Source organism: Paenibacillus nasutitermitis, assembly GCF_014641075.1.
GTDB classification, from domain to species: Bacteria; Bacillota; Bacilli; order Paenibacillales; family Paenibacillaceae; genus Paenibacillus_Z; species Paenibacillus_Z nasutitermitis.
The window spans coordinates 326,698-352,918 of record NZ_BMHP01000001.1 but is presented as its reverse complement, the minus strand read 5'-3'; the positions used below and the strand labels follow the sequence as shown (position 1 = coordinate 352,918).

General features: G+C 53.1%; 18 protein-coding genes. 9 read left to right on the top strand and 9 right to left on the bottom strand.

Annotation, left to right across the window (positions count from 1 at the left end; translation table 11 throughout):
* Positions 1-153: 153 nt before the first annotated feature.
* Complete coding sequence (locus IEY46_RS01510) at positions 154-513, top strand: phage holin family protein (RefSeq protein WP_188988457.1); 360 nt, start codon at positions 154-156, stop codon at positions 511-513.
* Between the two features lie 205 nt (positions 514-718).
* Entirely contained in the window at positions 719-1,102 is a 384-nt protein-coding gene (locus tag IEY46_RS01505) for a cupredoxin domain-containing protein (RefSeq protein ID WP_188988456.1), read from the top strand.
* Positions 1,103-1,358: 256 nt separating this feature from the next.
* Here the strand turns inward: IEY46_RS01505 and zapA are convergent, their stop codons facing one another.
* The 7 genes from zapA to IEY46_RS01470 form a co-directional block, all read right to left on the bottom strand.
* A complete protein-coding gene (gene zapA / locus IEY46_RS01500; protein WP_188988454.1) occupies positions 1,359-4,529 on the bottom strand; it encodes a cell division protein ZapA in 3,171 nt (1,056 codons plus the stop codon).
* Positions 4,530-4,765: 236 nt separating this feature from the next.
* A complete protein-coding gene (pheT, locus tag IEY46_RS01495) occupies positions 4,766-7,210 on the bottom strand; it encodes a phenylalanine--tRNA ligase subunit beta (protein WP_188988452.1) in 2,445 nt (814 codons plus the stop codon).
* A 17-nt stretch (positions 7,211-7,227) separates the two neighbouring features.
* Complete coding sequence (pheS, locus tag IEY46_RS01490; RefSeq protein WP_188988450.1) at positions 7,228-8,262, bottom strand: phenylalanine--tRNA ligase subunit alpha; 1,035 nt, start codon at positions 8,260-8,262, stop codon at positions 7,228-7,230.
* A 559-nt stretch (positions 8,263-8,821) separates the two neighbouring features.
* Positions 8,822-9,475 (bottom strand): YcnI family copper-binding membrane protein, encoded by a 654-nt coding sequence (locus IEY46_RS01485; RefSeq protein WP_229749989.1) that lies wholly within the window; start codon positions 9,473-9,475, stop codon positions 8,822-8,824.
* A 123-nt stretch (positions 9,476-9,598) separates the two neighbouring features.
* Positions 9,599-10,375 (bottom strand): response regulator, encoded by a 777-nt coding sequence (locus tag IEY46_RS01480; protein WP_188991577.1) that lies wholly within the window; start codon positions 10,373-10,375, stop codon positions 9,599-9,601.
* Between the two features lie 20 nt (positions 10,376-10,395).
* Complete coding sequence (locus IEY46_RS01475; protein ID WP_229749988.1) at positions 10,396-11,358, bottom strand: sensor histidine kinase; 963 nt, start codon at positions 11,356-11,358, stop codon at positions 10,396-10,398.
* Positions 11,359-11,407: 49 nt separating this feature from the next.
* Positions 11,408-13,063, bottom strand: coding sequence for a copper resistance CopC/CopD family protein (locus tag IEY46_RS01470; RefSeq protein ID WP_188988447.1), 1,656 nt, complete (start codon positions 13,061-13,063; stop codon positions 11,408-11,410).
* 395 nt (positions 13,064-13,458) lie between these two features.
* Between IEY46_RS01470 and IEY46_RS01465 the strand changes: the two genes are divergently transcribed.
* The 3 genes from IEY46_RS01465 (at position 13,459) to IEY46_RS01455 (ending at position 18,224) form a co-directional block, all read left to right on the top strand.
* Positions 13,459-15,684, top strand: coding sequence for a ribonucleoside-diphosphate reductase subunit alpha (locus tag IEY46_RS01465; RefSeq protein ID WP_188988445.1), 2,226 nt, complete (start codon positions 13,459-13,461; stop codon positions 15,682-15,684).
* A gap of 110 nt (positions 15,685-15,794) precedes the next feature.
* Positions 15,795-16,832: a ribonucleotide-diphosphate reductase subunit beta gene (locus IEY46_RS01460; protein WP_188988443.1), complete on the top strand. Its 1,038-nt coding sequence runs from the start codon at positions 15,795-15,797 to the stop codon at positions 16,830-16,832.
* A 540-nt stretch (positions 16,833-17,372) separates the two neighbouring features.
* The gene (locus IEY46_RS01455; RefSeq protein WP_188988441.1) at positions 17,373-18,224 is read left to right on the top strand and encodes a hypothetical protein; all 852 of its coding nucleotides are present in this window, start codon (positions 17,373-17,375) and stop codon (positions 18,222-18,224) included.
* A 96-nt stretch (positions 18,225-18,320) separates the two neighbouring features.
* On the opposite strand, the gene IEY46_RS01450 is transcribed toward IEY46_RS01455, so the two are convergent.
* Positions 18,321-20,435, bottom strand: a complete 2,115-nt coding sequence (locus IEY46_RS01450; RefSeq protein WP_188988439.1) for a putative bifunctional diguanylate cyclase/phosphodiesterase — start codon at positions 20,433-20,435, stop codon at positions 18,321-18,323.
* A gap of 44 nt (positions 20,436-20,479) precedes the next feature.
* Complete coding sequence (locus tag IEY46_RS01445; RefSeq protein WP_308422770.1) at positions 20,480-21,262, bottom strand: LamB/YcsF family protein; 783 nt, start codon at positions 21,260-21,262, stop codon at positions 20,480-20,482.
* Positions 21,263-21,659: 397 nt separating this feature from the next.
* Here IEY46_RS01445 and IEY46_RS01440 point away from each other — a divergent pair, with 397 nt between their 5' ends.
* From IEY46_RS01440 to IEY46_RS01425, 4 genes are read left to right on the top strand one after another with little or no spacing between them, the layout of a single operon-like run.
* Complete coding sequence (locus IEY46_RS01440; RefSeq protein WP_188988437.1) at positions 21,660-22,535, top strand: ATP-binding cassette domain-containing protein; 876 nt, start codon at positions 21,660-21,662, stop codon at positions 22,533-22,535.
* Positions 22,532-24,778 carry an ABC transporter permease gene (locus IEY46_RS01435; RefSeq protein WP_188988435.1) on the top strand — a complete coding sequence of 749 codons (2,247 nt, stop codon included), beginning with the start codon at positions 22,532-22,534 and terminating at the stop codon, positions 24,776-24,778. Before IEY46_RS01440 ends, IEY46_RS01435 begins: the two co-directional genes overlap by 4 nt.
* Complete coding sequence (locus IEY46_RS01430; RefSeq protein ID WP_188988433.1) at positions 24,775-25,368, top strand: RNA polymerase sigma factor; 594 nt, start codon at positions 24,775-24,777, stop codon at positions 25,366-25,368. The genes IEY46_RS01435 and IEY46_RS01430 overlap by 4 nt, the downstream gene beginning before the upstream one ends.
* Entirely contained in the window at positions 25,349-26,170 is an 822-nt protein-coding gene (locus tag IEY46_RS01425; RefSeq protein ID WP_188988431.1) for a hypothetical protein, read from the top strand. Before IEY46_RS01430 ends, IEY46_RS01425 begins: the two co-directional genes overlap by 20 nt.
* Positions 26,171-26,221: the final 51 nt, after the last annotated feature.

Sequence of the window (26,221 nt, the reverse complement as noted above, 5' to 3'; positions counted from 1 at the left end):
GACTGAAGACAGCATGCATGACTGGAGCAAAGAAGGTAACAATAATGAAGCATCCTGTAATGTCAGCTGTATGCATGGAGACTGACAGTAAGGAAGAATGATGCAAAAAACCGGAACGCGAAAGTTCCCAAAAACTTTTTAGGAGGTTCCCGCATGAATTTTCTGGGTCATGTCGTTCGGTTCGTCATTTCAGCCATCGTGCTGATGATTGTGGGCTTCATCGTTCCCCAGTTTAGCGTCGGCGGATTTTGGAGCGCATTATTCCTCGCGCTTGTGATCGCCGCTCTCGGCTGGATTATCGAAGGTATTTTCGGTAAAAAGGTCACCCCTTTCGGCCGCGGCATTGTCGGTTTTATCGCCAGCGCCATTGTGATCTGGATTGCCCAGTTTATCGTCGGTGGAGTGAGCGTCACATGGCTGGGTGCGATTCTGGCCGCATTAGTCATCGGTATTATCGACTTGTTCATCCCGGTTGCCACACCGTATGAGGCGGGCCGGGCCAAGAACAGCTAGATGAGTCAGAAGTTACGTCCCAAAGGGCCGGGCATGGCGGTACATCCGTTATGCCCGGCCTTTTGAATGATGATATTATGGATAATTATTGAAATGTTCATCATTTGTTCATCTTTCATTCATCAGTTTGACACTGCAATTTTTGGCTAATCCCGTTATACTGGTAAAAGATAGTTAATTATTCAGTATGGAGGGAAATGATTACATGAGAAAAATCCTATTGGTTTCCGTAGTGGCAGCTCTGGTAATGATTATGGCCGCATGCGGATCCAACAATGACAAGTCAGGGAACGCAAACAACACGCCCGCAGAAAATACAGGTACTGCCGCAGCCAATGAGATCGTCATTAAAGCAAGCAACTGGAAGTTCGATCAAGAAGTATATACGATTAAAAAAGGTGAAGCAACGACCATTTCCTTCAAATCCGACGGCGTTCACGGCGTTGAAATTCCCGATCTTCAAGTTAAGCTGACAGATGGCAAATCAAAAGATGTAACGGTTAACGATGCTGGCGAATATGAACTTCACTGCGACATCCCTTGCGGCACTGGCCACAGCAAGATGATCGCCAAAATCAAAGTCGAATAGTTCATTAGCGGCTGCGGCATATGCAACAGTTTAGTATGGCTTACGGCTCCTTCCTCGCTCACAAGAGGCAGGAGCTTTTTTTTGTGCACATTGCGCCGATGGCAGGATGATGCTCTTCTTGCGAGAAATCAGGGCACCAGCACGGGCAGCGGAATTTTTGCAAGCAAACGAAGAAAACTTCTATTAGCAGGGAAGTATAAAAAAGTGCCGGGGATCCAGGGGTCCCTGCGGCACTTCTTGTTCATTTTATGGGGTGTCAGCTCTTCTCAATCAGCTCAATCCACTCATTATATTCGGTTTGCAGCTTGAAGTATTCTGTCTTGAGCTTGCCGTGTTCAATTTGCAGCCTTTCATGCTCGGACTGTAAATTGTCCTCGAACGAACTGGCTTCCGATGCCAATGCTTCCAGCTCCTCGATCCGGTCGATAAGCTGTTGAATCCGGCTTCTGGCCTTGCTTGTCTCCTCTTCGCTTTGAAGCAGCTGCTCGTAAAGACCCGCTTCCGCCTCGGCATGTGCCGCTGCCTCCTGCTTGGCCCGCTCCAGCTCGGACATGGCCATTCGTTCCCGCTTCTCCGCTTCCGCCGCAGTCTCCTCGGCCAGACGCTCGGCTTCGGCCATCTGCATCCGGGCCTCCGTCATCATGTCAGCGGCACGGTCCTCAGCCGCTTGAAGCTTCTCGCGAAGCTCCTGCTCTTGAACGCTTTGCTCCTCAAGCTCTGCTTTCAGCCGGGCCTGGTTCTCCGTCAGCAAGGCAAGACGCTCATCGGCTTCACCGGCTGCGTGCCGCGCATCCGACAGCCTGTCGCTCAGCTCCTTCAGCTGCTGCTCCTGCTGTTCCAATGCCCTGGCCCTGCGGCTATCCTCCTGCTGAAGCTCGGTGAATTGACGCTGCAGCTCTTCCAGGCCGATCTCGCTTTCCAGAAGGTCCTGTTCAAGAGTGTCAATTGTCGTGCGCTGCGACTCTTCCCTTTCGGCCGCTTCCAGCGCAAGTCGCTGCTGTTCGGATAATGTCGTTTGGGCTGCATTATATTCATGCCTGACCTGAGTCAGTTTCCCGCTGAGCTGCTCACGCTCCTGCTGCCATTCCAGAGCCCTTCGGTCCATTTCCTCACGCAGCCTCTGCTCCAGCCCATCACGCTCCGACTCCATTTCCACGCGGATGATCCCGGCCTGTTCCTCGCCCTCGCGCAGCGCCTGCTCCAACATGGCTTGCAACGCTTCTCGTTCCTCTTGCAGCGCTGCCTCTGCGGCGGCTTTCCCCCGTTCCAGCTCCGAAGCTGACTTGCGGGCTTGGGACAACTGCTCCTCCTGGGACTTCCGCTGCTGCGCAAGTTCTGTCCGGGTCGCTTCCAGCCGCTGCGCAAGCTCCGCCTTCTCTGCGGCGGCTGCTTCCTCCGCTTCGGCAAGCATTTCCTGTGCGGTCTGCTCGACTTCTGACTGCCTAGTCTCTGCAGCCTCGCGTTCCTTGCGTAGAGCCGCCTCGGCTTCAGCCCGCTGCTGCGCAAGCGCGGACCGGGCCGCTTCCTGCGACTCTTCCAGCCGCTGCTCCAGCTCCTTCTTCGCTGCGGAGGCTGCTTCTTCCGCTTCGGCAAGCATTTCCTGTGTGGTCTGCTCGACTTCTGACTGCCTAGTCTCTGCAGCCTCGCGTTCCTTACGTAGAGCCGCCTCGGCTTCAGCCCGCTGCTGCGCGAGCGCGGACCGGGCCGCTTCCTGCGACTCTTCCAGCCGCTGCTCCAGCTCCTTCTTCGCTGCAGCGGCTGCTTCTATCGCTTCGGCAAGCATTTCCTGCGCCGTCTGTTCAACTTCAGCCAGCTTCGACTCTGCGGCCTTGCGCTCTTCTAGCCATGCGGACTTGGCAGCCGCCAGCTCCTGCTCAAGCTCCGAAGACCTCTTCCTGGCGGCTTCTCGCGCAGCTTCCAGCCGTTCTTCAGCAGCAGCCGCGGCAGCGGCAGCGGTGCGCTCGGATTCCTCCAGCATGGCATGGGCCGTTTCACGTTCTTCGCTTAAAGCCGCGGCGGAAGCGGCACGCACCTGCTCAAGCTCGGCTGAGGCCCTTTCGCGAACCTTCGCCAGCTGCTCCTCCGCAGCCAGAGCGGCCGCAGCGGCTGCTCGCTCGGCATCCACTCGAAGGCGTTCAATCCGCTCGCGCGATGCCTGCCTGACCCTTTCCTGCTCGGCCATGGCCATTGCCCGGGTATGCTCCAGCTCCGCATGTAGTCCGGAACGCACCTCTTGCAGCTCCTTCTGGGCTGCATCCTCGGCTTTAAGCTGTTCCTCCAGCAACTGTTCCAGCTTTTCGTCGTAAGAGGCCCGAGCCTGCTCCAGCTCCTCTTGCGCAGATGCCTTTGCCGCTGCCTGCTCATCCTGCAGCTGCTTGAGCTTGCTGTTCCAGGCGGCGACTTCGCGCTCCAGCTCCTGGCGGGCAGATTCACGCTCGCGCTCCAGTTCCTCCTGCGCTGACGCCCTTGCAGCTGTCTGCTCATCCTGCAGCTGCTTGAGCTTGCTGTTCCAGGCCGCAGCTTCGCTCTCCAGCTCCTGGCGGGCAGATTCACGCTCGCGTTCCAGCTCTTCTTGCGCTGACGCCCTTGCCGCTGCCTGCTCATCCTGATGGATGCTCTGTGCAAGCTCCAGCTCATCGCGCGCATCGGCTATGGCCTTATCGAGCCGATTCTGCAGCTCCGTGCGTGTCCGCTCCAGCTCGGCTGCCCCTGCCGCGACCATCTTCGCGTGAGCCTCCTGCTCCAGAGCAAGCTCCGCATTGAGCTTTTCCCTCACATGGTCCAGTTCCAGTTGGGCCCCTTCGCGTTCCCGATCCGTTTCCAAGACGTGTTTCTCCTGGATGCCTGCCAGTTCCGCGTCTGCGGTCTCTCGCATATTCGTCAGCTCGCTGTCATGTGCAGCCAGCAGCTGCTCCAGCTCAAGGCTGGCTGCTTCGCGTTCTTTCCTGACCTCTTCCAGATGTCTCTCGCGCTGAGCCGCAAGCTCCTGCTGCGCCAGCTGCTTCGTCTCTTCCAGGCGCCCCTGCAAAACGGAGCTGATTTTCTCCAATTCTTCATGCGCAATCTCCTGGGCCATTGCCAGCTCCGCTTCGGCATCAGCCTTGTCAGCCGCCGCTTTCTCGCGAATAGAGTCAAGCAGAAGCTTGTTTTCTTCCATCTCGGCTACTGCCGCATCCCGCCGCTCCTCCATCTCCTGCATGCGCTCGTTCTCACGGCTTAGCCGAAATACATCTTCCGCCATATGCACGGCGACAAGAAGGGAGAGCTTGGGCAAATCCAGCCTAGGATAGCCCTTGGCTAATTTGTTCATGTTATCATCGACCAAAGCGGCAATCCGCTTAATATAATCCGGGTTGGTATGACCTGTAAATTTAAACTGGTTTCCATATATGTCAACTGTTACACGTGCGCGTTCGGCAGCGTCCATGAGGGCATATCCTCCTAAAAAGTTTTCGAAGCACCATATCTTCGAAAGCATAAGCTAAACCAATCGATCTATTGCCTTACTAGCACCAGATGCCATTCATCCCTATTTGCCGTCCACCCGGTTACGATCCATCGAGCAACCGTTCACCCTCAAGCTTTTCAAACAAATAATAGACGAAGCCGCATCGATATCGGTTCGCAATGAACTAATTCGATACGGCTTCGCTTATCTCCTGCCTATTTACGCAATTCTGCAGTAAAAGAATCTTCTAATCTTGTCACGACCTGGTTATGCAGATCGGTAACTTCCTCATCCGTCAACGTACGCTCGGCATGCCGGTAGACAAGCGAGATGGCGACGCTCTTTTTGTCGGCTCCAAGCTTCTCGCCCGTGTAGACATCGAAGACCTTCACCGATTCCAGCAGCTCGCCTGCGGTTTCACGCACAGCATCAAGCAGCTTGCCTGCGGGCAGCGCGCGGTCGATGACAACGGCGATATCGCGGTCAATAGACGGATAACGCGGCAGCACGCTGTAGGCGATCTTGAAAGCAGCCGCATCATACAACGGCCCAAGCTCAACCTCAAGCACATAAACATCCGCCAAATCATGATCATGCTGGACCGACGGGTGAAGCTGGCCGACATAACCGATCGTCTCCGGTCCCCTTTCCGTCGTCAAGACGATCGCCGCCGTGCGGCCAGGGTGCATATGCTCAGGCTGTGCAGCCTCATATTGGACCATCCCGCTGATGCCGAGCACCTGGGCGACCGTTTCGATAATTCCCTTTGCATCAAAGAAATCCACCGCTGCAGGCTTCTGATTCCAGGCCGCCTCATTCCGGCTGCCGGTCAGCAGCACAGCCAAACGGTGTTTCTCCTGCGGAAGGCGTGTCAGAAGCGCCTCATCCGAGTGGAAGACACTGCCGATTTCAAATATCGCCAGATTGTCGTTTTTGCGGTTGCGGTTGTAGGCCGCGACTTCCAGCATTTGCGGAAGCAGGGCGGTTCGCAGCACGCTCCGGTCTTCGCTCATGGGCAAAGACAATTTTACCGGCTGTGCATCCTTTTCCGACAGCGCAGGGAACAGCAGGGTACGGTCCGGATGCGTGAAGGAATAAGTCATCACCTCATGCAGTCCCGCATCGGTCAGGCGCTTGCGCAGCTCGCGGCGGATTGCCTGCGGCTTGGTCAGGGAGCCGGGGGTGGACGGTCCTTCGATCGGCGTTGTCGGGATGTTGTCATAGCCGTGAAGACGCGCGACCTCTTCAATGATATCCACATCCCGGGAAATATCTCCCCGGCGTGTAGGCACCTTCACCGTAAATTCCCCGTTTGCCCCAAATTCATACGGGAACTGCAGGCGTCCGAAAATAATTTCCGTTTCCAGCTTGGACAACTCCGTACCGAGGTAGCGGTTTATTTTGTCCAGCGTCATGGTCAATACCGTTTCATCCTGACTGGAGCCAAGCTCTTCGACGATCCCATCGAGCACGAGCCCCTGAGCGTATTGCGCCATCAGGGTAGCGGCACGGTCTAGAGCCGGAATCACGCGGGCCGGATCAACGCCCTTCTCGAACCGGATACTGGATTCCGAGCGCAGCCCTACCTGTCTTGAGGTCTTGCGGACCGTCGCGCCGTTGAAGCGGGCCGATTCCAGCAGGATATTGACCGTGCCGTCAGTCACTTCCGAAGAAGCTCCGCCCATAACGCCGGCTAGCGCAATAGGCCGTTCCCCGTCCGTGATTACCAGCATATGCGGCTCGAGGCTGCGCTGCTGCCCGTCGAGCGTTACGATCGTTTCGCCTTCCCGCGCGAGCCGTACGACAATCCGGCCGCCTTCCACTTTGTCGGCATCGAACGCATGCAGCGGCTGTCCGTACTCCAGCATGACAAAGTTGGTGATATCCACAATGTTGCTGATTGGTCTGATGCCTGCCGCCATCAGACGGTTCTGCATCCATTGCGGCGAAGGGCCAATCTTCACGCCTTTGATATAGCGGGCGGCGTAATGGGTACACTGCTCTTCTCCTTCGATCGTTACGGTGATATGATCAGCGGCTCCCTCCGCTGCATCGCTCACCTGCGTTTCCGGCAGCTTGACCGGACGGCCTGTCAGCGCGCCGACCTCATAGGCTACCCCAAGCATGCTCAGACAATCCGAGCGGTTAGGCGTCAAATCCAGCTCCAGCACTTCATCCTCAATCGCAAGCACATCCAGGATGGATTTGCCTATTTCCGTACCTTCCGGCAGCACGAGAATGCCTTCCTGCTGGTCCTTGGGCAGCAGCTTCTCGTTCAGACCCAGCTCCTTCGCCGAGCAGATCATCCCCTGGGATTCAACGCCCCGCAGCTTGGCCCGCTTAATTGCGAAATCGCCTGGCAGCTTAGCTCCTACTACTGCAACCGGCACATGTTGACCGGCAGCGACGTTTTTGGCTCCGCATACGATCTGTAAGGGCTCGCCTTGCCCGACATCCACGGTACAAACATTCAGCTTATCCGCATCGGGGTGTTTCTCCTTGGTCAACACATGGCCTACGACCACACCGCTGATTCCTTTGTTGCGTTTTTCGACCACATCGATTTCAATACCGCCGCGCGTCATCAGCTCGGCCAGCTGATCTCCGTCAAAACCGGACAGATCGATATATTCACTTAGCCACTTATAAGATACATTCATTGGTCCAAACCTCCTCGTTACATTCGTACAAACTGGCTTAAGAAGCGCAGATCGTTCGTGTAGAAATGGCGAATATCATCGATTTCGTATTTAAGCAGCGCGATTCGCTCCACGCCCATCCCGAAGGCGAACCCGCTGACCTCATTGGGATCATAGCCGCCCATTTCCAGCACGCGGGGATGGACCATTCCACAGCCGAGTATTTCCAGCCAGCCTGTCTGCTTGCACATCCGGCAGCCGTGACCGCCGCATTGCGCACAGGTCACATCCACCTCTGCGCTTGGCTCCGTGAACGGAAAGAAGCTTGGACGCAGGCGGATCTGGGTCTGCTTGCCGAACATTTCCTGCGCAAACTGCAGCAGCGTTCCCTTCAAGTCGCTCATCCGGATATCGGGGCCGATTACAAGGCCTTCGATCTGGTTGAACTGGAACGAATGAGTCGCATCATCGTCATCCCGGCGGTACACCTTGCCCGGACAAATGACTTTAACGGGCGTTTGGCCGTTCATCGCTTTCATGGTGCGGATCTGCACGGGCGACGTATGCGTGCGCATCAATATTTCATCCGTGATGTAGAAGGAGTCCTGCATATCTCTCGCCGGATGATCCTTGGGCAGATTCAGGGCTTCGAAGTTGTAAAAGTCCGTTTCTACCTCAGGTCCTTCAGCAATCGTATAGCCCATGCCGATAAACACATCTTCGATTTCCTGCGCAACCTTGTTCAATGGATGCACTGCGCCGGCTGGAAGCTGTTTGCCGGGAAGCGAAACATCGATTGTTTCAGCGCGTAAGCGGCCTTCAGTTTCTGCCTGAAGAAATACGGCCTGCTTCTCCTCGATAACCGTTTCAATAGCTGCACGGACCTCGTTGCCCACCTGCCCAATAACAGGACGCTCTTCGGCGCTCAAACCGCCCATTCCCCTCAAAATCTCGGTTAAAGCGCCTTTCTTCCCGAGATATTTGACACGCAGATCATTCAGCTGCTGCGGATTCTGTACATCCTCCAGCTCTTTCAGCGCCTCTGTGCGCAGGGCTTCCAATCTTTCCTTCATTGCTCTCATTCCCTTCAGGAGGTTATTCAGCCTGCATTATTGATTCAGCGCTAACGTCATGTACGCTCAATCTGCCGATTTCCAAACATAAAAAAAAGCCCTCTCTCCCCGTAAGGGACGAAAGAACCGTGTTACCACCCTAATTCGGATTGCCCTGCCCTGTGCTTATTATAAGAACCTTCAGGTTCCTACCGTCGGCAACGCATGTATCATTCGTAGTGTTCAGCCTTCGCCATCGACTACCGCAAAGAAAACGGCAGGATAAGCTTGATCTGCTCCAAAACGTATGTGCAATCCCTCATACCGGCTGTAACGGGCCGGGCCGGACTTCCCTACTGCGGCACTTTTGGGTGCGCGGTTCAAGCAGTCTGCTACGGAGTGAACTTCGGCGGCGTTTGATCTGCAAAGACGCTCTCAATCACGGCGTCTTCTCCCTGTGCGCGAATCGCGGCTTACTTTTCTCCATCAAGGCATGTCGTACTATTCATAATCGAATGTATTAATTATAAGCAAAGCGCAGCCTCTACGCAAGGCCGCGCTTCCCATTGGCTCATAAAACCTATGCTTTTTTGCGTCGGGACAAAACAGAAATCAAAGTAATGATGGAAATGGCAAGCGCGGCAATGGCAAGCCATAATGTCACGGTGTTATCGCCGCTGTCCGCATCCGGCGTGCCTGCCTCATCGGCAGCATCGTTACCAGCCGCAGGCGCCGCCGCGCCATGGCCATCCCCTTCGCCGGTTCCGGCCGTAACGGTAGTCACTGAGGCCGGATAATCGGAACCGGCTGCGCCGACCCATTCCACGACAGAATTATCGCTGTAGGTCTGATAAGCTTTCCAGAGCAATTCCTTCGCGTCGTCCGCCACCTTGCCCTGAAAACGGAATTCATCAAACTCTGTCTGCGCAAGACCGTTACCTTCAGCAGTCCAGGTAATGGAGGTAACCGCATTGTCCGCGGTTTTCTCCAGCTCGATCTTCCAGCCCGGCTTCGGCTGGACACGACTTACGGCCGCGCTGTCCGGGACCTTGACCTGAACCTTCTTGGTTGTTACATTCTCCGCTTCGCTTGGCACTCGGACCGTAAACACTTCATAAGAACCCTGCGTTGTTTGCTGCGGCTGTACCGATACATGCGCGCTGGCTAAACCTGCAAATAAAAATAACGACAGCATGGCTGCAAAAGCTGTGGACCATTTTTTCCTCATACTCATTTTCTTGAAATCCCCCTGTTTCATGATCGGTATATTAACAATTTGGCCGTATATATGCCGCAATTTCATTATAGTCCGGAGAGAAGGGGGAAGGCATGACTCGATAGGGCTATGAAAATGTGATTAATCCGTGAATTCGCCGCCGCGCCTTAGCAGCCCTTTTTCCACGGCATAACGAGTCAGCTGCACTCGGTTATCGAGATGCAGCTTCTGCAGAATATTCTTCAGATGATTTTTGACGGTATTTTCCGAAATCCCGCAGTCCTCCGCGATCTGCCGGTTCGAGCTCCCCGATGCAACCCGTTCGAGAACGTCCCTCTCCCGGACAGTAAGCGGCGTCTTGCCTTCCTCCCTGACGCTCCGCTGGGCAGGCGGAGCCGCCTCAGGGCGGGAGAAAGCGCGGCCTACTTCCCTGACGCTGTTCATGTCTCCTGCCCGTGAGGCTCTTGCCTGCTCCTGGCCGCCTGCACCGCTGAACTCCTGCAGCAATCGGTATGCCAGTTCTTTGGAGAGAGGAATCTCGTCGATAGCGATAGCCCTCAGATAATCCAGCCAGGCGGAAGGAGAGAGGTTTTTGAGCAAATAACCCTGTGCTCCACGTTTGACAGCCTCGAATAAATCCGCAATATCGTCCGAAACGGTGACCATCACAATTTTGATCCGCGGGTCAATGGCTTTTATCGATTGGGTCGCTTCCATGCCATTCATGACCGGCATGTTGATATCCATGAGCACAAGATCGGGACCATGCTCAGCCGCAAGCATCACGGCCTGTTCCCCATTCACCGCTTCGCCGATAATTTCAAACGCGGGATCGGCGCTGATAATCTCGCGGATTCCCTCCCGGCCATGCGGGTGATCGTCAGCCAGGAGCACCCTTATTATTTTCGCCTCGGACATCTCCAGCCCGCTCCCTTCACTCACAACTGATCTTTCTCCACGAGAATGAATGTTCCAGATGGGGGTCCTTCCGCTAATTCGGCCCTGCTGCCGATCTGGAAGGTCCAGCCCATCGCCTTCGCGCGGTCCTGCATCATCCGGATGCCGAACCTTCCTTTGGCATAAAGCTGTTTTTCGGAAGCGCCTGCGCCGTCATCCTCCACAACGCAGCGAAATCCGCTTCCTTCTCCTGCAGAATCACCGGTGGATTCCGCCGTTACAATCAGGCTGGATGCAGAAGCATGCTTCTGCACATTCAGCATCGCTTCCCGGACGATCGCCAGCAGCTCGATCTTCTCCTTGGTTGCGAGCGAGCGCTCGGCAATTCTCCAGTCCATCTTTACTTCAAGCCCGCCAAGCCGCAAATCCTCAGCCATTTTTCGTACGGATTCCAGCCACTGCACCTCCGTCATGGACGGCTCGCTGCGAAGACCCGCTATCGATTGCCGCACATCTTCATAGACATAACGTACCGTCTGCCTGATTTGCTCTCTGGTTTCACGGCCACTCTCGTTATCCTGAACTTGCTCAAGCTTGTCGAGCTTAACCGACAGCAGGAACAGCGACTGGGAGATGCCGTCATGCAGCTCCCGGGCCAGCTGCTCCCGCTCCAGTAAGGCGGCCTTGGTCATTTTCTCCAACTGCAGGGACTCGCTTGTCTGCTCCAGCATCCGGAACAGCTTCCGGCCAAGCGTCGCGGTAACCGTCAGAACAATAACCGGTGCCAGCAAATTGCCCAGATCCATCGATATATAGGGAAGCAGGAACGTATGGCGGACATATTCCCATAAAGCGATCGTCAGAGTCGGCATCCACAGGATCAGCCATTTAATCCTTGTATAGGGCGAAGCTGAACCGGCCGGGGTACTTACGTTTGTGGTACCGCCGTCAGTCACGGCGCTGCGGCCGCTCATTTCCGTTTCGCTGGTGGGCTTTTCCGGCATGATAGCGCTCCTCCTGTTTATTCCCTGTCCTCGAGTATTTTCATCCGATCTAATAATTGCGGAACTCATACGTTCGGACAAGCTCATTATCTTCCTTGTCCATAACTCTCACCTCGGCATTCCAGCGGCCGGCAAACGGGATAAAGGGCCCTTCGGCGCTGTACGCCGCTTTTATATAACCGTCAAAAGAGGTCAGCTCCTTATCTTCAAAAGGCTGGATCGGAATATCAATCGGGCCAAGCTCCTTGCGGTCGAGAGCGTGCAAGCGGAGCAGAACCGACTTCGGCTCACCTACATTTTCCGGCAGCCAGACCTTCACGGACAGCTCATTCACACCAGGCTTATTAGGTGTAATTTTCAGGGTCAAATGCATATCCTCGCCCATCTTGTGATAATACACCGGCTCGTTGGCCGGAACCGGGCTTATATAGGTAAAGAGGGCGGCGGCCACGACGATTGCAGCCATTAATCCGGCATCAATCCGCAGCAGCGCAGTCGTAGGAAGATCCCCCCGCCGTGTCCGCATATGGAGAATACCGCCAGTCACAAGAACAAGAAGCACAAAGCCGGTCTTAACCATCAGCAGAATGCCCCAGGACGTATAGAACAGATAATTCAGGGACGGCAGGAAAAGCAGCGTCATGCCTACACCGCTCAGCGCAAGCACAGCAATTGAAAGCAGCGCCGCCTTGGAGAAGCCAAGGGCGAAACGCCCCGCTTCCTTCCTGTCCCGGAACCAAAGCGCAAGCACGAGCACCAATCCCCCTACCCACACCGCCGCTGCTGCCAGATGAATGAAATCAAAGAGAACAGAAAGCAGCTTCGGACGGAAAACCACGGCATGGCCGCTCCAGCTTTCTACTCCGAGTATCGCAGCAAGCCAGACAAGCTTCACGGCACGATTGAACCGCAATGCGGCAAACCCGGCTATTGCAAGAAGAATCAGCGCGACCCAGATCTGACCGATGGAAGTGGACAGAAACAGCCGGCTGTATTCGCTCGATGGATAATCCTTCAGAATTTCGCGGGAATGGATAAATACATAGAGCAGGGAAGAAACGAGCAAAGCGCGCATTCCCAACTGCCCCCATTTTTTCAGGGTATCCTCTGCCAGCGTACTGCGGCTGCGGGTAAGAACGGACCATAGCATAAAGCCGGCAGCAAGCAGCAGGGAAGCATAATAGGCGATCCGGACGGCATAGAGCACAAATTGCTCCGTTGAAAGCTGGGTCGTAGAGCTGTGTCCTTCATGTCCCATAGCTTTATGCGGATCAAAGGTCGATGCGTCTATGCCTTCGGGAGGATTGCCGATAACAAATACATATGAGCCGCTCACCGGATGTCCATCCGCTGAAATCACCTGATAAGAAACGGTATATACGCCCTCTCCCAGTTTTGGAAGCTGGAGCTTAAGCGATTTGCGGTCCTGGCTTACCACCGGATCATTGGATGTAACGGAATTTGATTTGGCGTCCAGCACCTCCACCGTACCCGCCTTGGGCTCGATCGGTTCATTGAAGAACAGTTCAACAGCTTCCGGCGTCCCGTCAAGCCTCGTATTCGCCTCTGGTATCGAGCGTTCCAGCTCCGCATGGGCCTGGGCAGTGCCCGGTATACCAATCAGGACCGTCACCATCATGAAGAAGGCTGCAAGGAAAGTGAAATATTTCAAAAAAATAGGATTCAAGCGTCTTGTTTCTGTCATGGCCTGTAACCACACGTCCTCTCGCTGGGCAGCAATAATCATTCCTCCCTAGTTTACTAAACCCCCACGATGAACACCAATCCACAAATCCGAACATTTCGTGATAAATGAATCCATTTCATAATTGCATAGTCAGCTTAATTTAATTCCAATGTATCCATTTATTAAAAATCCGTTAGGGACTAAAACCGTTTGAATCAGAGGCTGAAATACGCATAACTATACGTTTTCATCTCTTTTCAAAGCCTTTTCCGGGGCTGCTTGGAGGGTGGATTTGTCGAATCATATTTCTTGACACCTACTATATATTGGTGTAATTTTGTTAAGTGCCATCAACATATTGTGTATATAGGGGTTCTTTCCCATAACCCTTCGACAAGGAGTGACTTGCCCTCGTGGATATTATTAAACGAAACGGCCAGAAAGAAGAACTGATATTTTCCAAGCTCAAAAAAGTGATTGATTTCTCGTGCGTGGGCTACAACGATTGCGATCCGCTCGAACTCGAAACCGCCCTGCTTCCCTATTTCCGCAACAATATTACCACCAAGGAAATTCAACGTACCCTGACCCAGGTCGCCGTCGAGAAGACAAGCATCGAACAGCCGAACTGGCAATATGTTGCTGCCAAGCTGCTTGTGTACGATCTTTATAAAGAGTCCGCCATCAACCGTAAATACGGTTATTTCGGTTATGGGGATTTCTATTCACTGATTACGTATTTGACGGATAAAGGATTATACGGCAAGTACATACTTGAGCATTATACCCGTGAAGAAATCCGCGAACTGGGCAATTATATTGCTCCCGAGCGTGATTATTTGTTTAATTATATCGGCCTCAAAACGCTCGCTGACCGCTACTTGATCAAGAGCTTCAGTGGCGATGTACTGGAGCTGCCCCAGGAGCTTTTCATGGGCGTGGCGATGCATTTGGCGATGAAAGAGGATGACAAACTGGCCTGGGCGCGCAAATTTTATGATGTTCTCAGCCGTCTTCAGATGACGGTAGCCACGCCTACGCTGGCCAATGCCCGCAAACCTTTCCACCAATTGTCCAGCTGCTTCATCGATACGGTGCCGGATAATCTGTGGGGCATTTACAATGTCGATTCCAGCTTCGCACAGGTATCCAAATTCGGCGGCGGCATGGGCATTTACATCGGCAAGGTACGCAGCCGCGGCTCCAACATCCGCGGATACAAGGGTGTTGCCGGCGGAGTTGTGCCATGGATCAAGAACTACAACAACACGGCCGTCGCGGTCGATCAGTTGGGTGTCCGTTCAGGAGCCGTTGCGGTTTACCTGGATATTTGGCACAAGGATATCCTCGATTTCCTCAATCTCAAAACAAACAATGGCGACGATCGCATGAAGGCGCATGACATCTTCCCTGGCGTTTGCATTCCCGACTTGTTCATGCGCAAGGTCAAAGAGCGCGAGAATTTCTGCCTGTTCGATCCGCATGAGGTCCGTTCCCTGATGGGCTGGGCACTTGAGGATTCATGGGGCGAGGAATGGGAAAGCCGGTACGAGGAATGCGTCAGCAACCCGAACCTTAGCCGTGACGAAGTGCCTGCGATTGATATCATGAAACGTATATTGACCAGTTCGTTTGAGACCGGCACGCCGTTTGTCTTTTTCCGGGACGCGGTTAACCGCGCCAATCCGAACAAGCATAAAGGCGTTATCTATTGTTCCAACCTGTGTACGGAAATTTGCCAGAACATGAGTCCGACGGAATACGAATCCTCAACACATGAAGACGGTATGATCACTACAAGAGTGAAAAGCGGCGATTATGTCGTATGCAACCTCTCCTCTTTGAATTTGGGCCGTACCCGTTCTCGTGAAGAAATTGAAGAAGTCGTCACCTGCCAGATGCGGATGATGGACAACGTGATCGATATTAACCACTATCCAATCCCGCAGGCGGAAATCACCAACCAGAAATACCGCGCTGTCGGGCTTGGGACAAGCGGCTATCATCAATGGCTGGCGCTCAATGGCATCGCCTGGGAATCGGAGGATCATCTGGATAAAGCCGATGAACTGTACGAATGGATTAACTTCTGCGCCGTCAAGGCATCCATGGAAATCGCCAAGGAAAAAGGCACCTATAAAGTATTTGAAGGCAGCGAATGGCAGACCGGCGAATTTTTCGAACGTCGCGGTTACAATAGCCCTGAGTGGCAGAAACTAAAAGCAGAAGTAGCCGAGCATGGGGTCCGCAACGCCTGGATGTTCGCAATCGCGCCTACGGCATCGACCTCGTTGATTGCCGGTTCGACCGCAGGTATCGATCCGATATTCAGCAAGTTCTTCGTCGAAGAAAAGAAAAATGCGGTCATCCCGCAAACGGCGCCCAACCTCAATGAAGAAACGTTCTGGTTCTACAAGGAAGCGCATCATATCGATCAGCACTGGAGCATCAAAGCCGCAGGTCGCAGACAGCGCCATATTGACCAGGCACAGTCCTTTAACTTGTATATCACGCCGGAATATACGGCGAAGGAATTTCTGGAGCTTTACATGGCAGCTTGGGAGAATGGCCTCAAAACCGTTTACTATTGCCGCAACAAAAGCCTTGAGGTTGAGGATTGCGAAAGCTGCAGCGCGTAAAGCGCTGCAGCTTTCCTGCCGCAGACCGGCTGCAATGAGGGGTAACCATCGCGTTTTATGCGCTCATATCTGACAAGGTTTCTTTATGTAATAAAGGAGGAAGCAGTCTAATGGATTTGCAGAAGAAAAAACTGTTCAACGAAGACGGTGACCGTGATTGGGGCAAGCGCCGCATGATCGGCGGCAACACCACCAACCTGATTGAACTTAATAATGTGAAATACGACTGGGCAACCAAAATGTACCGTACCATGATGAATAACTTCTGGATCCCCGAGGAAATTCCGCTCGCCCAGGATGCCAAAGATTACAAGAACCTCACGCTTTCCGAACGGAACAGCTACGATAAAATAATCAGCTTTCTGATTTTCCTTGATTCGCTGCAGACCGCCAACCTGCCGAATGTGAATGAGTATGTCACCGCTCCGGAAGTCAATCTATGCCTGACTGTTCACACGTTCCAGGAAGCCGTCCACAGCCAGTCCTACTCCTATATACTGGACAGCGTTTGTTCGGCAGAGGCACGCGATCAAATCTACAATCTGTGGCGCGAAGATAAGAATCTGCTCAAACGCAACCGGTTTATTACCGATCTGTATGAGAACTTCATCTCTAATCCTTCATCGCAGAACCTCATTAAAACCATCATGGCCAACTATATTCTCGAAGGCATTTATTTCTACAGCGGCTTCAGCTTCTTCTATGCCTTGGGACGACAAGGAAAAATGCTCGGTACCGTATCCGAGATTAAATATATTCAACGCGATGAACTGACGCATTTGGCGCTGTTCCAGGGAATTTTCCGGGAAGTGCGCAGAGAAAATCCCGAATTGTTTACGCCCGTGCTCATTGAGGAGCTGCGGCAGATGATGAAAACAGCCGTGGAACATGAAATTGAGTGGGGTCAGTATATCACCAACAATCAAATTGCCGGCATTACAAATGAAATCATCGATCAATATATCCGCTTCCTCTCCAATGAGCGCCTCCGCAAGCTCGGGCTCGATGTTCTTTACCCTGAGGTTGTCGAACATCCCATGAGATGGGTGGAAAGCTTCAGCAATATGAACGGAATGAAAACTGATTTCTTCGAACAAAAAGTAACCAATTACAGCAAATCGTCCAATCTCAACTGGGGCGACCTTTAAAAGGCTTCTAAAAGAGACCAAGCTTGTTCAACAAGCTTGGTCTTTTATTGGCTCTTTTTCGTAAAGATTGTTGGTATTCTCCCTTTCAGTTCCCAACCTCAGGGACGCATTATCCCCGTAAGTGGTCGTATTACATCAAGTTAATGCTTGTTAGTCTGCCTAAAATCGCAGAAGAACTTGGCATCCCCCTCCATTCCCAAGGATTTACTTCCCTAAATAAAAATAGTAGTTTTATACAACAAGTAAAACCGCTCTACAGAAGGACCAACAATATCCAATCATTGACAAGGAAGCCAATGAAGGGTATGCTGACCGGACCATTAAGTTGGCGCAACTGCCCAACTTCGCAGCGTTCTTGGCAGCGGCTAAGAGTACCCGCTCTCTTCTATTGCGCACTATTAGACCTTAATTTCACGATGATTCCAGGGTCTGATTCTTATGCTCGACTAAAGTCCAGCATGAATCTGGTCTATGGGACGATTAACAATTGTTTCTATCCCCTGTAGAATTAAAGCAGAGAATAGAACGGGGGAAATGATTATGTCTGAAGCACTTCTGGGAATCAATGCGGTACTCGCCATCGTTTATCTGCTTGTTGCTCTGCTTGCAGGCTACGGCACCGGCAGTATTGCTTTCCGGCATACGATTGCGGAGATGCAGCGAACCGCCAAGCTTTGCCTCGTGCTGCTTGCTGCACTTGGACTGCTGGCGATCAGCCAGATTGCGCTGTTTTTGCTTTTCTCCACCTACAGCTGGTGGTTTGTATGGGATAAAGCACTGCTGTTTGTCCCCATGATTTCCCTCCCTCTAACAGCCTGCGCGGTTTACTCCAGACCCAAGCTGATGGAAATCATCCGGCTGCAGACAGCGGAGCCAGAGGTTCCAGCCAACCGGACCAAGCGGCGCATCGCCGCTCAAGCTGGGCTTGTTGTGCCGATCCAGACCGTAACTGTAGGAGCGATCATCCATGCAGCCATGATTCTTTATCCGCTTCCAGTCCAGTTTCAGAACGAGCTGATCATTCTGGTTGCGTCGCTTGCATCTGCTGCTGCTCTGCTGATCTGGAGACAAAAGGCACGAAGACGGCGGATTCACAGGGATGACGGGACTTCAGCTTTTCATTGGATGAAACGGGTCAGTGTTTACACGATGGTTTGTCTGCTTTTCACTTTCGCCGTCATCTTCTCCGTATCTACGGCCAAATCCAATAAGATTGTTCCGATACCGGACTCCTTGTCCCAACCTGCCAACTGGTCCGAAATCACCAATGTGTTGTCCTCATACAGATCCAAACCCAGAATAAAAACAAACAGCGCCGCAAGAGTCAGCCATGCAGCAGGAGCCATGACTGGATCGTTCATGCTTGATATTCAGATTTCAACTGCCAAATAATCTACAAAGGGCTGTCTTTGTTTGACCGTGTATAAACGGTCGCGCAAAGACAGCCCTTTTTGCAAAATAAGCCTCACAATGCCAGACAGCTTCTCGTTAAGCCGAATGGCTTCGGTGCTTGTACCAATTCTCGAACAAGCCTGCAGGGATCGGCTTGGTAAAATAATAACCCTGCGCTTCCTCACACTGCCGCTCACGAAGGAAGCGGATCTGCTCAGCGTTTTCGACGCCCTCGGCGGTCACTCGCAGCTTCAGGTTCTTGGCCATTGAGGTGATCGTCGTTACTATGGCGGCATCACTGCCGCCTTTGGTCAAATCGGTTACAAATGACCGGTCAATCTTCAGCTTGTCGATCGGAAACCGCTTCAGATAGACCAAAGAACTGTATCCCGTTCCGAAATCATCAATACTGATTTGGACCCCGAGCTTCTTCAGACTTGTCAGCGTCTCGGTGGCAAATTCCACGTCACTGGTCATGCTCTCGGTAATTTCAAGCTCCAAATATTTCGCGTGCATACCTGTCTGGTCCAATATCGACTTGATCCGATCTGCCAGCTGATGCTGCCGGAACTGGCGCATCGACAGATTGACCGACATCATCATGGGCGGAAGCCCCGCATCCTGCCAGGCTTTGTTTTGCAGGCATGCAGCCCGGAGCACCCATTCGCCCAGCGGCAGAATAAGACCATTTTCTTCCGTCAGCGAAATGAACTCACCGGGAGGCAGCAGCCCGCGCTGTGGATGATGCCAGCGGACCAGCGCCTCGACGCCGACTACCTTATTCGTCGCCAAATTGACAAGCGGCTGATAGGCAAGTGCAAACTGCTCCTCCTCCAGTGCCCGGTGCAAATCGCTTTCCAGACGGAGCCGGTCATGGGCCTTTACATTCATACGGGGAACATAGGTAGCGAATTCGTTGCGGTGGATTTTGGCATTATACATCGCCGTGTCGGCATTTTTCATCAAAATATCCACACTCTGTCCGTCTTCGGGATAGAAAGAAATGCCTACGCTGATGGTCACATGATACTCAGCCTGATCCAACAGAAATGGCTTGTCGAACAGCCTCATCAGAAGTTGGGCCTGCTCCTTCGCAGCTAATGTTTCCGTGAGGTCGGGCAATAATAAGACAAACTCGTCTCCGCCCATCCTGAACACCCGTTCAGGCATTGCCGCAGCCTCACGCAGCCTGTGGGAAACCGCAAGCAGCATCTGGTCGCCGAACGTATGGCCCAGTGCATCGTTAATGGTTTTGAAGCGGTCAATATCCATCAGGAGAACGGCCAGTCGGTTGCCGTTCTGCTGAGCGCGCTGAATCTCGTCATGCAACCGCTCTGTCAGCAGACGGCGGTTGGACAAACCCGTCAGCTCATCATGGTACGCCAAATAATTAATTCGCGCCTCCGAGCGCTCCTGCTCCTTGAATGGCTCTTCAATGGTGACATAATAGATGCCCTTCATCAAATAATAGTATCCCGCAAGCTTATAGAGATGCCCGACCAGCATGTCGGTGTCATGGATACTGCTGCTCAGACAGAACTGCAGACTGGCAAACAGGAAGAAAATCAGCGACTGCACGACCGTCAAAAGCGCTTGAGGACGATCATTGCGATTTCGATAGAGCAAGGTTCCAATGCTTGCGCCATAGGCGGTTAATATCAGTACAGTTGCGAAGATCTGCAGAACATTCCATGAAGTGTCAGAGAAAAGTTGGGCAACAGGCCATTTGGATATGGAATACAACAGGACGGCAAGCAGCAGGCCGCAGCAAATGGCAGACAGGAATACTGGCTGCCGCGATGCTGAGGGTACAGGCCTATCGTCTGCGCGAAAAATAAGAAACAGTCCAAGCGAACCGATGAGCTGCGCCGAAACGGCGTAAACGAGTGACAACGAGACAGTCCCGACCTCATGGTAAAAAGGCATCCCTTCCATCGTAAGAGCATGAAGCATATCGAAAATGCCGACCATGCTGAACAGCGCTGCTGTATACAGGCGTTGTCGCGATAACGATTTAATAAAAAAAAGCCAGCCTAGTACCAAGATCGTGAAGCTGATCGCGAAATTGAGCAGCTCCATTGCGGAATGCAGGAACAGATTGACAGCTTGCGGGATCGGCCGATACAGCTCACCATGAAAAAGTTGTATGAGCATAAAGCTGATGACGGCGATAAGAGCCGTGAATAATGTCGTTTTTTCCGCCCGGTTCATCGACATGGTGACCCCTTTCATAAAAATACGGAGAAATTTCGGCTCTACTGATCATCCATGTTTTTTGGGGGAGCAGCGAATGGCGCAGCTAGTCTGATCCCTTCTGCAAGCAGGCCCTGCCGCAGCGTTGAAGCAAAGATTTCGACATGCGGGCTGTCACCATGCAGGTAGATCGTATTCGCCTGCACGGCTGCTTCTGTTCCTTCCGGCGTGAACGCCACTCCGCGCTGAACCATGGCAAGCGCTTGTTGAAGCGCTTCCTTCGGATTCGAAAGCGAAGCGCCCTCTGTTGTTCGCGGCATAGGAGTGCCGTCTTTCATGTAAAAGCGGTCTGCAAATACCTCAGAAGCACGGCGCATGGACTGTTTATCCGCTTCCGCAAGCAGCAGGCCTCCGGATTGACCGTAAATAATCAGCCGCTCGTCATAGTCTTTGGCTGCACGGACAAGAGCTTCAGCGATATCCACCCGTCTTTCCGACATATGATAGAGCGCTCCATGGGGCTTTACATGACGTATCTTCCCTCCTGCGACTCGCACGAAAGCATCCAGGGCGCCAATCTGGTAAAGCGTTAGATCGTAGACCTCCTGTGTGCTGACCGCCATCTCCCTGCGCCCGAAACCAAGCCTGTCGGGAAGTCCGGGATGAGCGCCGATTGCGGTGCCGGCATCCATAGCCTGCATGACCGCTTCATGCATCGTGTGCGGGTCTCCGGCATGGAACCCGCAAGCAATGTTGACTGAGGTGACATATTGAAGGAGCAACTCTTCGTGACCAAAGGAATAGGCGCCGAAACTCTCGCCGTAATCGCAATTTAGATCAACCATAGGGATATTTTCATCATCCGTGCTTTTATCTGCTTTAAGAAGGCATTTTATCTTTGATGCATGCATGGGTATGATGTCCTTTCCATATAGGAGCGGCGGCATCTGTTATTGTGCCGGCTCTTTCATAGTAATGGCGTCCGGTACTGTGCCTGGCTGATATATAGCCGGCCTCCTCCTGATTCCGCCACGATGCTTCTTGTATAACGAATCCGCTTGTCTTGACTCGTCTTGTTATAATGAAGCATACGCCTTTATCCGTTGGAGGATATCATTAAACGTTTGAACCTGCACTTTATAGTTTGTACCATAAAGGTTCATCTTGTCCAGACCTTTCGAAAGAGGCAACTCAAACTTTTTGGACCATGCAATCGTCATTTGGGCAGGAGGAGAAACAACGATGTTAGCCGCCTACAATTTAGGGAAAAAATATAAAAAAAACTGGGCGCTTGAGCCATTGTCCCTGGAATTTACAAGAGGGCTTTATGGCCTCCTCGGACCGAACGGAGCCGGGAAATCAACGCTGATGCGGCTGCTTGCCGGCCTGCTTGCGCCGTCTACCGGGGATGCTACAATCCGCGGCGTTTCCGTCCGCGGGGGCGTAGCCGTCAGACGGTCCATCGGCTATGTGCCGCAAACCTTTCAAATGTATCCGCAGCTCACCGCCCGCCAGTGGCTGAGGCATGTCTCCAGGTTGAAAAATTCTGGCACACGCCACGAACAGGACAACGAAATGGAACGGCTGCTGCACGCCGTCCATCTGGAAGCCCAGGCGGACCGGCCGGCCAGGACCTATTCAAGCGGCATGGTGAAGCGGCTGGGAATCGCCCAGGCATTGATTGGCAACCCGCAGGTGGTGATCGTAGATGAGCCTACCGCAGGGCTTGATCCCGAGGAACGCGTGCGTCTGCGCAATGTGCTGGCTGAACTAGCCCACAGTAGCGTAGTCCTGCTCTCCACCCATGTACTGAGCGATGTGGCGACAAGCTGCCGCAGCGTAATCGTCCTGGGGAACGGACAGCTGCATTATGAAGGGCCGCGTGCGGGACTTGCCCGCTTCGCAGATGGCCGGTTATGGGAATGGGAGGCATCCGAGCATGAATGGCGCTCGATGTCGCTGGAGTGGCTGATGACCGCCCGTAGAACGGCGGACGGCATACGCTGCAGAGCGATCGGCGATCGGCCGCCAACTCCGTATGCCACCTCCGCTACTCCCACCATGGAAGATGGCTATATGGCGCTTATAGCCGGCCTGCCGAAGGTGTACGGACAATGAGGTCGCTGATATTGCAGATCCGGTTTGAGCTGCGAATGCTGGTCAAGCAGCGCTGGCCGCTTCTGCTGCCCCCCGCTGCAGGCGCGTGGATGATCCTTCAATGCCTGGATATGCGGCATTTTCAGTCCACTGATCTCAATCTCTATGCCGCGGAAGCGCACAGCCTCATTATGATGTTCATCACCGCCGTACCCGTGCTGCTTGGTGTGCTGCTAATTCGACGCGATACGCTTCATGCATCGTATGAATGGAGTCTTGGGCTGCCCGTGACCAATCGCGTTATCATCGCCAGCAAATGGACGGCGGGTTTCCTTTATATGAGCGTCAGTACTCTGATGATACAACTTGGCTACGCGGCACTGGCATGGCATCATGCTCTGCCTTTGGAATCGGCCCTGCATATGATCGTCTGGTACACGCTTTTTTACGAAATGTCTTTTGCGGCAGGTATTGCGCTTGGATTGGTGCTTGGTGCGCTGATGCCCTTGCGGTTCTCGCTGCCGATCGCATTCTGCGGATGGGTATTTGGCGCGCTGTTCCTGCCGGCTCTAATGGTGGACAACATGCACTGGTATCCTGTCAAGGTCTTCAGCCTCAATCATCTGCTGAGCATCACTGTGAATACCAACAACGAGGTGTGGACATTTGACCTGGCGGGACGGGAATATATTCTGATGTTTTTCTTTGTGGCGGCATTCAGTCTGTTTATGCTTACGGCAGCAGGTGCCAGACTGGCCTGTTCGAGACCCGTATACAGAGCAAACACTCCGATGATCATCATGCTGCTTGGCCTGCTGTTCTCTGCAGCGGTTTATGTCCCATATGGCTGGATGTGGTACGAACGCTATACCCAGCAGCACATTATGATAGCAGCCGCCAAGAACGATGCGCAAATCGATCCGCATGAGCTATACCAGTTTCGGATCGACAGCATGATCCTGGATCTGACCCGCCAAGCCGATAACTCTCTTGATATCCTGGCCCGCATCGAGCTGCCGACTCAAAAGGGCAGTCTCATTCCTGCTTCTGAGACGATCCGGCAGGTGAAGCGTCATTTCCCGGGGCAGGTTACCTTCCTGCTCGATCCGCTGCTTGAAATAAATGCTATGAATATTAACGGCAAACCAGCTTCATGGCGGCGGGACGGCGATTTTGTTTCCTTTGACGAGCGACTTCTGGAGTCCGGCAGACAAAACCATATAATCGAAATCCATTATGGAGGCACCATTAATGAGTGGCGTTCGAACGGCGGCTCAGAAACGCAATTTGCTTTTGTTCAAGGGTCCAATGTCCTGCTGCCAGCTCATTTGGGATGGTTTCCGATCCCCGGCGGAGACACTTTGAAATTGTACACCGGGACCTATCTATCGGACCGTGTTGACGTTGTAAAAGGATTGCGGACCCATTTCGACATCACGCTTCGCGGCTTTCCCGGTCCTGTTTACGCTTCAATAGCGGCTGCCGCGGATGATCGTCCGCAGGCGCGCCATTTCGTCCAGAATTCTGCAGAGGCTCCCTTCCTGCTCGGAGGCAATTTCACCCAAGTGCGAATACCTGGAGAGACGCTCTCGGTCATGACCACACCAGGGAGCGCAAAGGACGCCAAATCATTCTTGCTCGCGTTCAAAGAACGGCGCAGTTATTATCAGGCATGGTCGGGAATGCCGCTTGAGGGTGTGGAGCAGATTTTCTATTTCCCCATGAGTGCCCAATTCCCTAATTATTTCAGTGGTCAAGGGACCGCTCAGGGCAATATGTTCTTCTTCCAGGCCAACCAATACACCCGCCTGACCTATTCAAGTCTGCAGCCGATTATGAGCAAGCTGTTGTTCGGTGATAATACCGAGGTGTATTTGGACGTGAACCAATGGGAGGATTACCGCGACCCCGAGAATGAATACTCCATCGTGCAGGAGATCCGCTCGGCTATTCTGTCCCTGGATCAAAAAGAAGCTTATGACAAAATCGATCCTACCTTCAGCATTCAAATAATGGGCGATTCGCCCCCTTCCCAGTCGATGGCGCTGATGATCAATGAAGCCTTCTCAAACGGCGAAGCCGATCTGGTGAAGCGTGTACTGCTAAGGTTTTTGCAGCAAGGACTGAAGGTAGAGGATAACTTCTTAAACATCCCCTACAGCTACAACGAAATGGAAAGAAGCCCTTACACTTACCCGGATATATCATGGATGGATTGGCTTCGTGTCTGGAAAGAAGAGAAAGCAGGTGAAGGACGGAAATGACGGACGAGGAATTGCTACAGGGAATGCAAAGCGGAAATCAGGCAAGCTTCGAAGCTCTGATTCACCGGTATCATGCTCCTTTATCCGGCTTTTTGCAGAGGCAGCTCCGGGATCCAGGCCGGGCGGAGGACTTTGCGCAGGAAACCTTTCTGAAGCTGATCAAGCAGCTGCATAATAAAAAACCGCCGGACAATGTACAGGCATGGCTGTACCGCGTTGCGCTCAATATGTGCCGCGATTATTGGAAAAGCGCACAGTTCAGAACAGATCAATTCCCATTTGCCGATCCCCCCGAACAGCGCGATGCGGGTCCTTCCGTCGTGGAGCTGGCAGAACGCCAGGAAACCAAAAAAGAAGTGCTCCATTCGCTGGAGGCGCTGCCGGAAGTTCAGCGGGAGATTATCACGCTGCGTTTCTATCAGGATTTGAAGCTGCAGGATATCGCCGATATTGTCAGTCTGCCGCTCGGTTCGGTCAAAACTCACCTGTACAGCGGCTTGCGGAAATTAAAGGCGCGTCTGGGACATGGGCGGGCAAGCAAGGAAGAAAGCGATAAAGGAGGTCAACGCTATGAACACACCAAAAGATGATGAGCTCAAGCAGCTGGAGCAAGAGCTTCGGGCGCCTCTATCCCAGATCATGACAAATCCCGTGTCCTCTAACGACACGACAATGCTGATCCGGACATTGCAGCCTGCTTTCGACGAGCTGCGCGAATCATATGAAGAAGAACGTTTTTCGCACAGCACGCATGCCCGCGTCAAACGCCCTTCGCTGCTTAGACTGCTGCGGTCGCAGCTTTCGTCCTACTCCCGGGTATATTGGGGGTCAAGCTTGGTCGTATTCGTCATGCTGCTGTGGCTGCTGCCTACACATGACAATGTCTCCTTCCATACGGTCGGCACCATGTTCACTCTGGCCCTTCCCGCTCTCCTGCTGGCTTCGCTTGCCTACAGCTTCCGTTCGTGGAATAGAGAGATGCGGATGATCGAGAGCATTACCCCTTATCCCCCGGCCTTATTGCTGGTTGTCAGAACGATGATTGTCATCGGGCTTAATCTGATTTTCGGTTTAGTGGGGTCCATCTACATGAATGTCCGCGTCTATTCCTTTCCGATGCTGCCGTTTATGCTGCAGTGGTTGTCGCTGCTCCTGCTTCTTAGCGGAGTAACCGCTTATGTATTGATGTGGAAAGGATTCAAAGCCGCTTTCCTGTGCTCGTTCATCCTCTGGATCGGATGGACCAGTATCGAACAATATGCTTCTCCCATGATCGACCAGACGATCAGCAAGCATTTTGTATCCTTTCACGCATTCACCCTGGCCGCCGGCTTGCTGCTGCTGATACAGGCTTACCGCCGCAGCTTTGGCACAAAATTGCTGCCGCAGTAACCACTGCGGCCAGCGCCGTTATTACTTTAATGAAACTGCGAAGGAGGGGTC

Excerpts from the sequence above, each read along its gene's own strand:
- IEY46_RS01510 (WP_188988457.1), top strand. The coding sequence starts at position 154 with ATGAATTTTCTGGGTCATGTCGTTCGGTTCGTCATTTCAGCCATCGTG.
- IEY46_RS01505 (WP_188988456.1), top strand. The coding sequence starts at position 719 with ATGAGAAAAATCCTATTGGTTTCCGTAGTGGCAGCTCTGGTAATGATT.
- zapA (WP_188988454.1), bottom strand. The coding sequence starts at position 4,529 with ATGGACGCTGCCGAACGCGCACGTGTAACAGTTGACATATATGGAAAC.
- pheT (WP_188988452.1), bottom strand. The coding sequence starts at position 7,210 with ATGAATGTATCTTATAAGTGGCTAAGTGAATATATCGATCTGTCCGGT.
- pheS (WP_188988450.1), bottom strand. The coding sequence starts at position 8,262 with ATGAAGGAAAGATTGGAAGCCCTGCGCACAGAGGCGCTGAAAGAGCTG.
- IEY46_RS01485 (WP_229749989.1), bottom strand. The coding sequence starts at position 9,475 with ATGAGTATGAGGAAAAAATGGTCCACAGCTTTTGCAGCCATGCTGTCG.
- IEY46_RS01480 (WP_188991577.1), bottom strand. The coding sequence starts at position 10,375 with ATGTCCGAGGCGAAAATAATAAGGGTGCTCCTGGCTGACGATCACCCG.
- IEY46_RS01475 (WP_229749988.1), bottom strand. The coding sequence starts at position 11,358 with ATGCCGGAAAAGCCCACCAGCGAAACGGAAATGAGCGGCCGCAGCGCC.
- IEY46_RS01470 (WP_188988447.1), bottom strand. The coding sequence starts at position 13,063 with ATGACAGAAACAAGACGCTTGAATCCTATTTTTTTGAAATATTTCACT.
- IEY46_RS01460 (WP_188988443.1), top strand. The coding sequence starts at position 15,795 with ATGGATTTGCAGAAGAAAAAACTGTTCAACGAAGACGGTGACCGTGAT.
- IEY46_RS01455 (WP_188988441.1), top strand. The coding sequence starts at position 17,373 with ATGTCTGAAGCACTTCTGGGAATCAATGCGGTACTCGCCATCGTTTAT.
- IEY46_RS01450 (WP_188988439.1), bottom strand. The coding sequence starts at position 20,435 with ATGAACCGGGCGGAAAAAACGACATTATTCACGGCTCTTATCGCCGTC.
- IEY46_RS01445 (WP_308422770.1), bottom strand. The coding sequence starts at position 21,262 with ATGGTTGATCTAAATTGCGATTACGGCGAGAGTTTCGGCGCCTATTCC.
- IEY46_RS01440 (WP_188988437.1), top strand. The coding sequence starts at position 21,660 with ATGTTAGCCGCCTACAATTTAGGGAAAAAATATAAAAAAAACTGGGCG.
- IEY46_RS01435 (WP_188988435.1), top strand. The coding sequence starts at position 22,532 with ATGAGGTCGCTGATATTGCAGATCCGGTTTGAGCTGCGAATGCTGGTC.
- IEY46_RS01430 (WP_188988433.1), top strand. The coding sequence starts at position 24,775 with ATGACGGACGAGGAATTGCTACAGGGAATGCAAAGCGGAAATCAGGCA.
- IEY46_RS01425 (WP_188988431.1), top strand. The coding sequence starts at position 25,349 with ATGAACACACCAAAAGATGATGAGCTCAAGCAGCTGGAGCAAGAGCTT.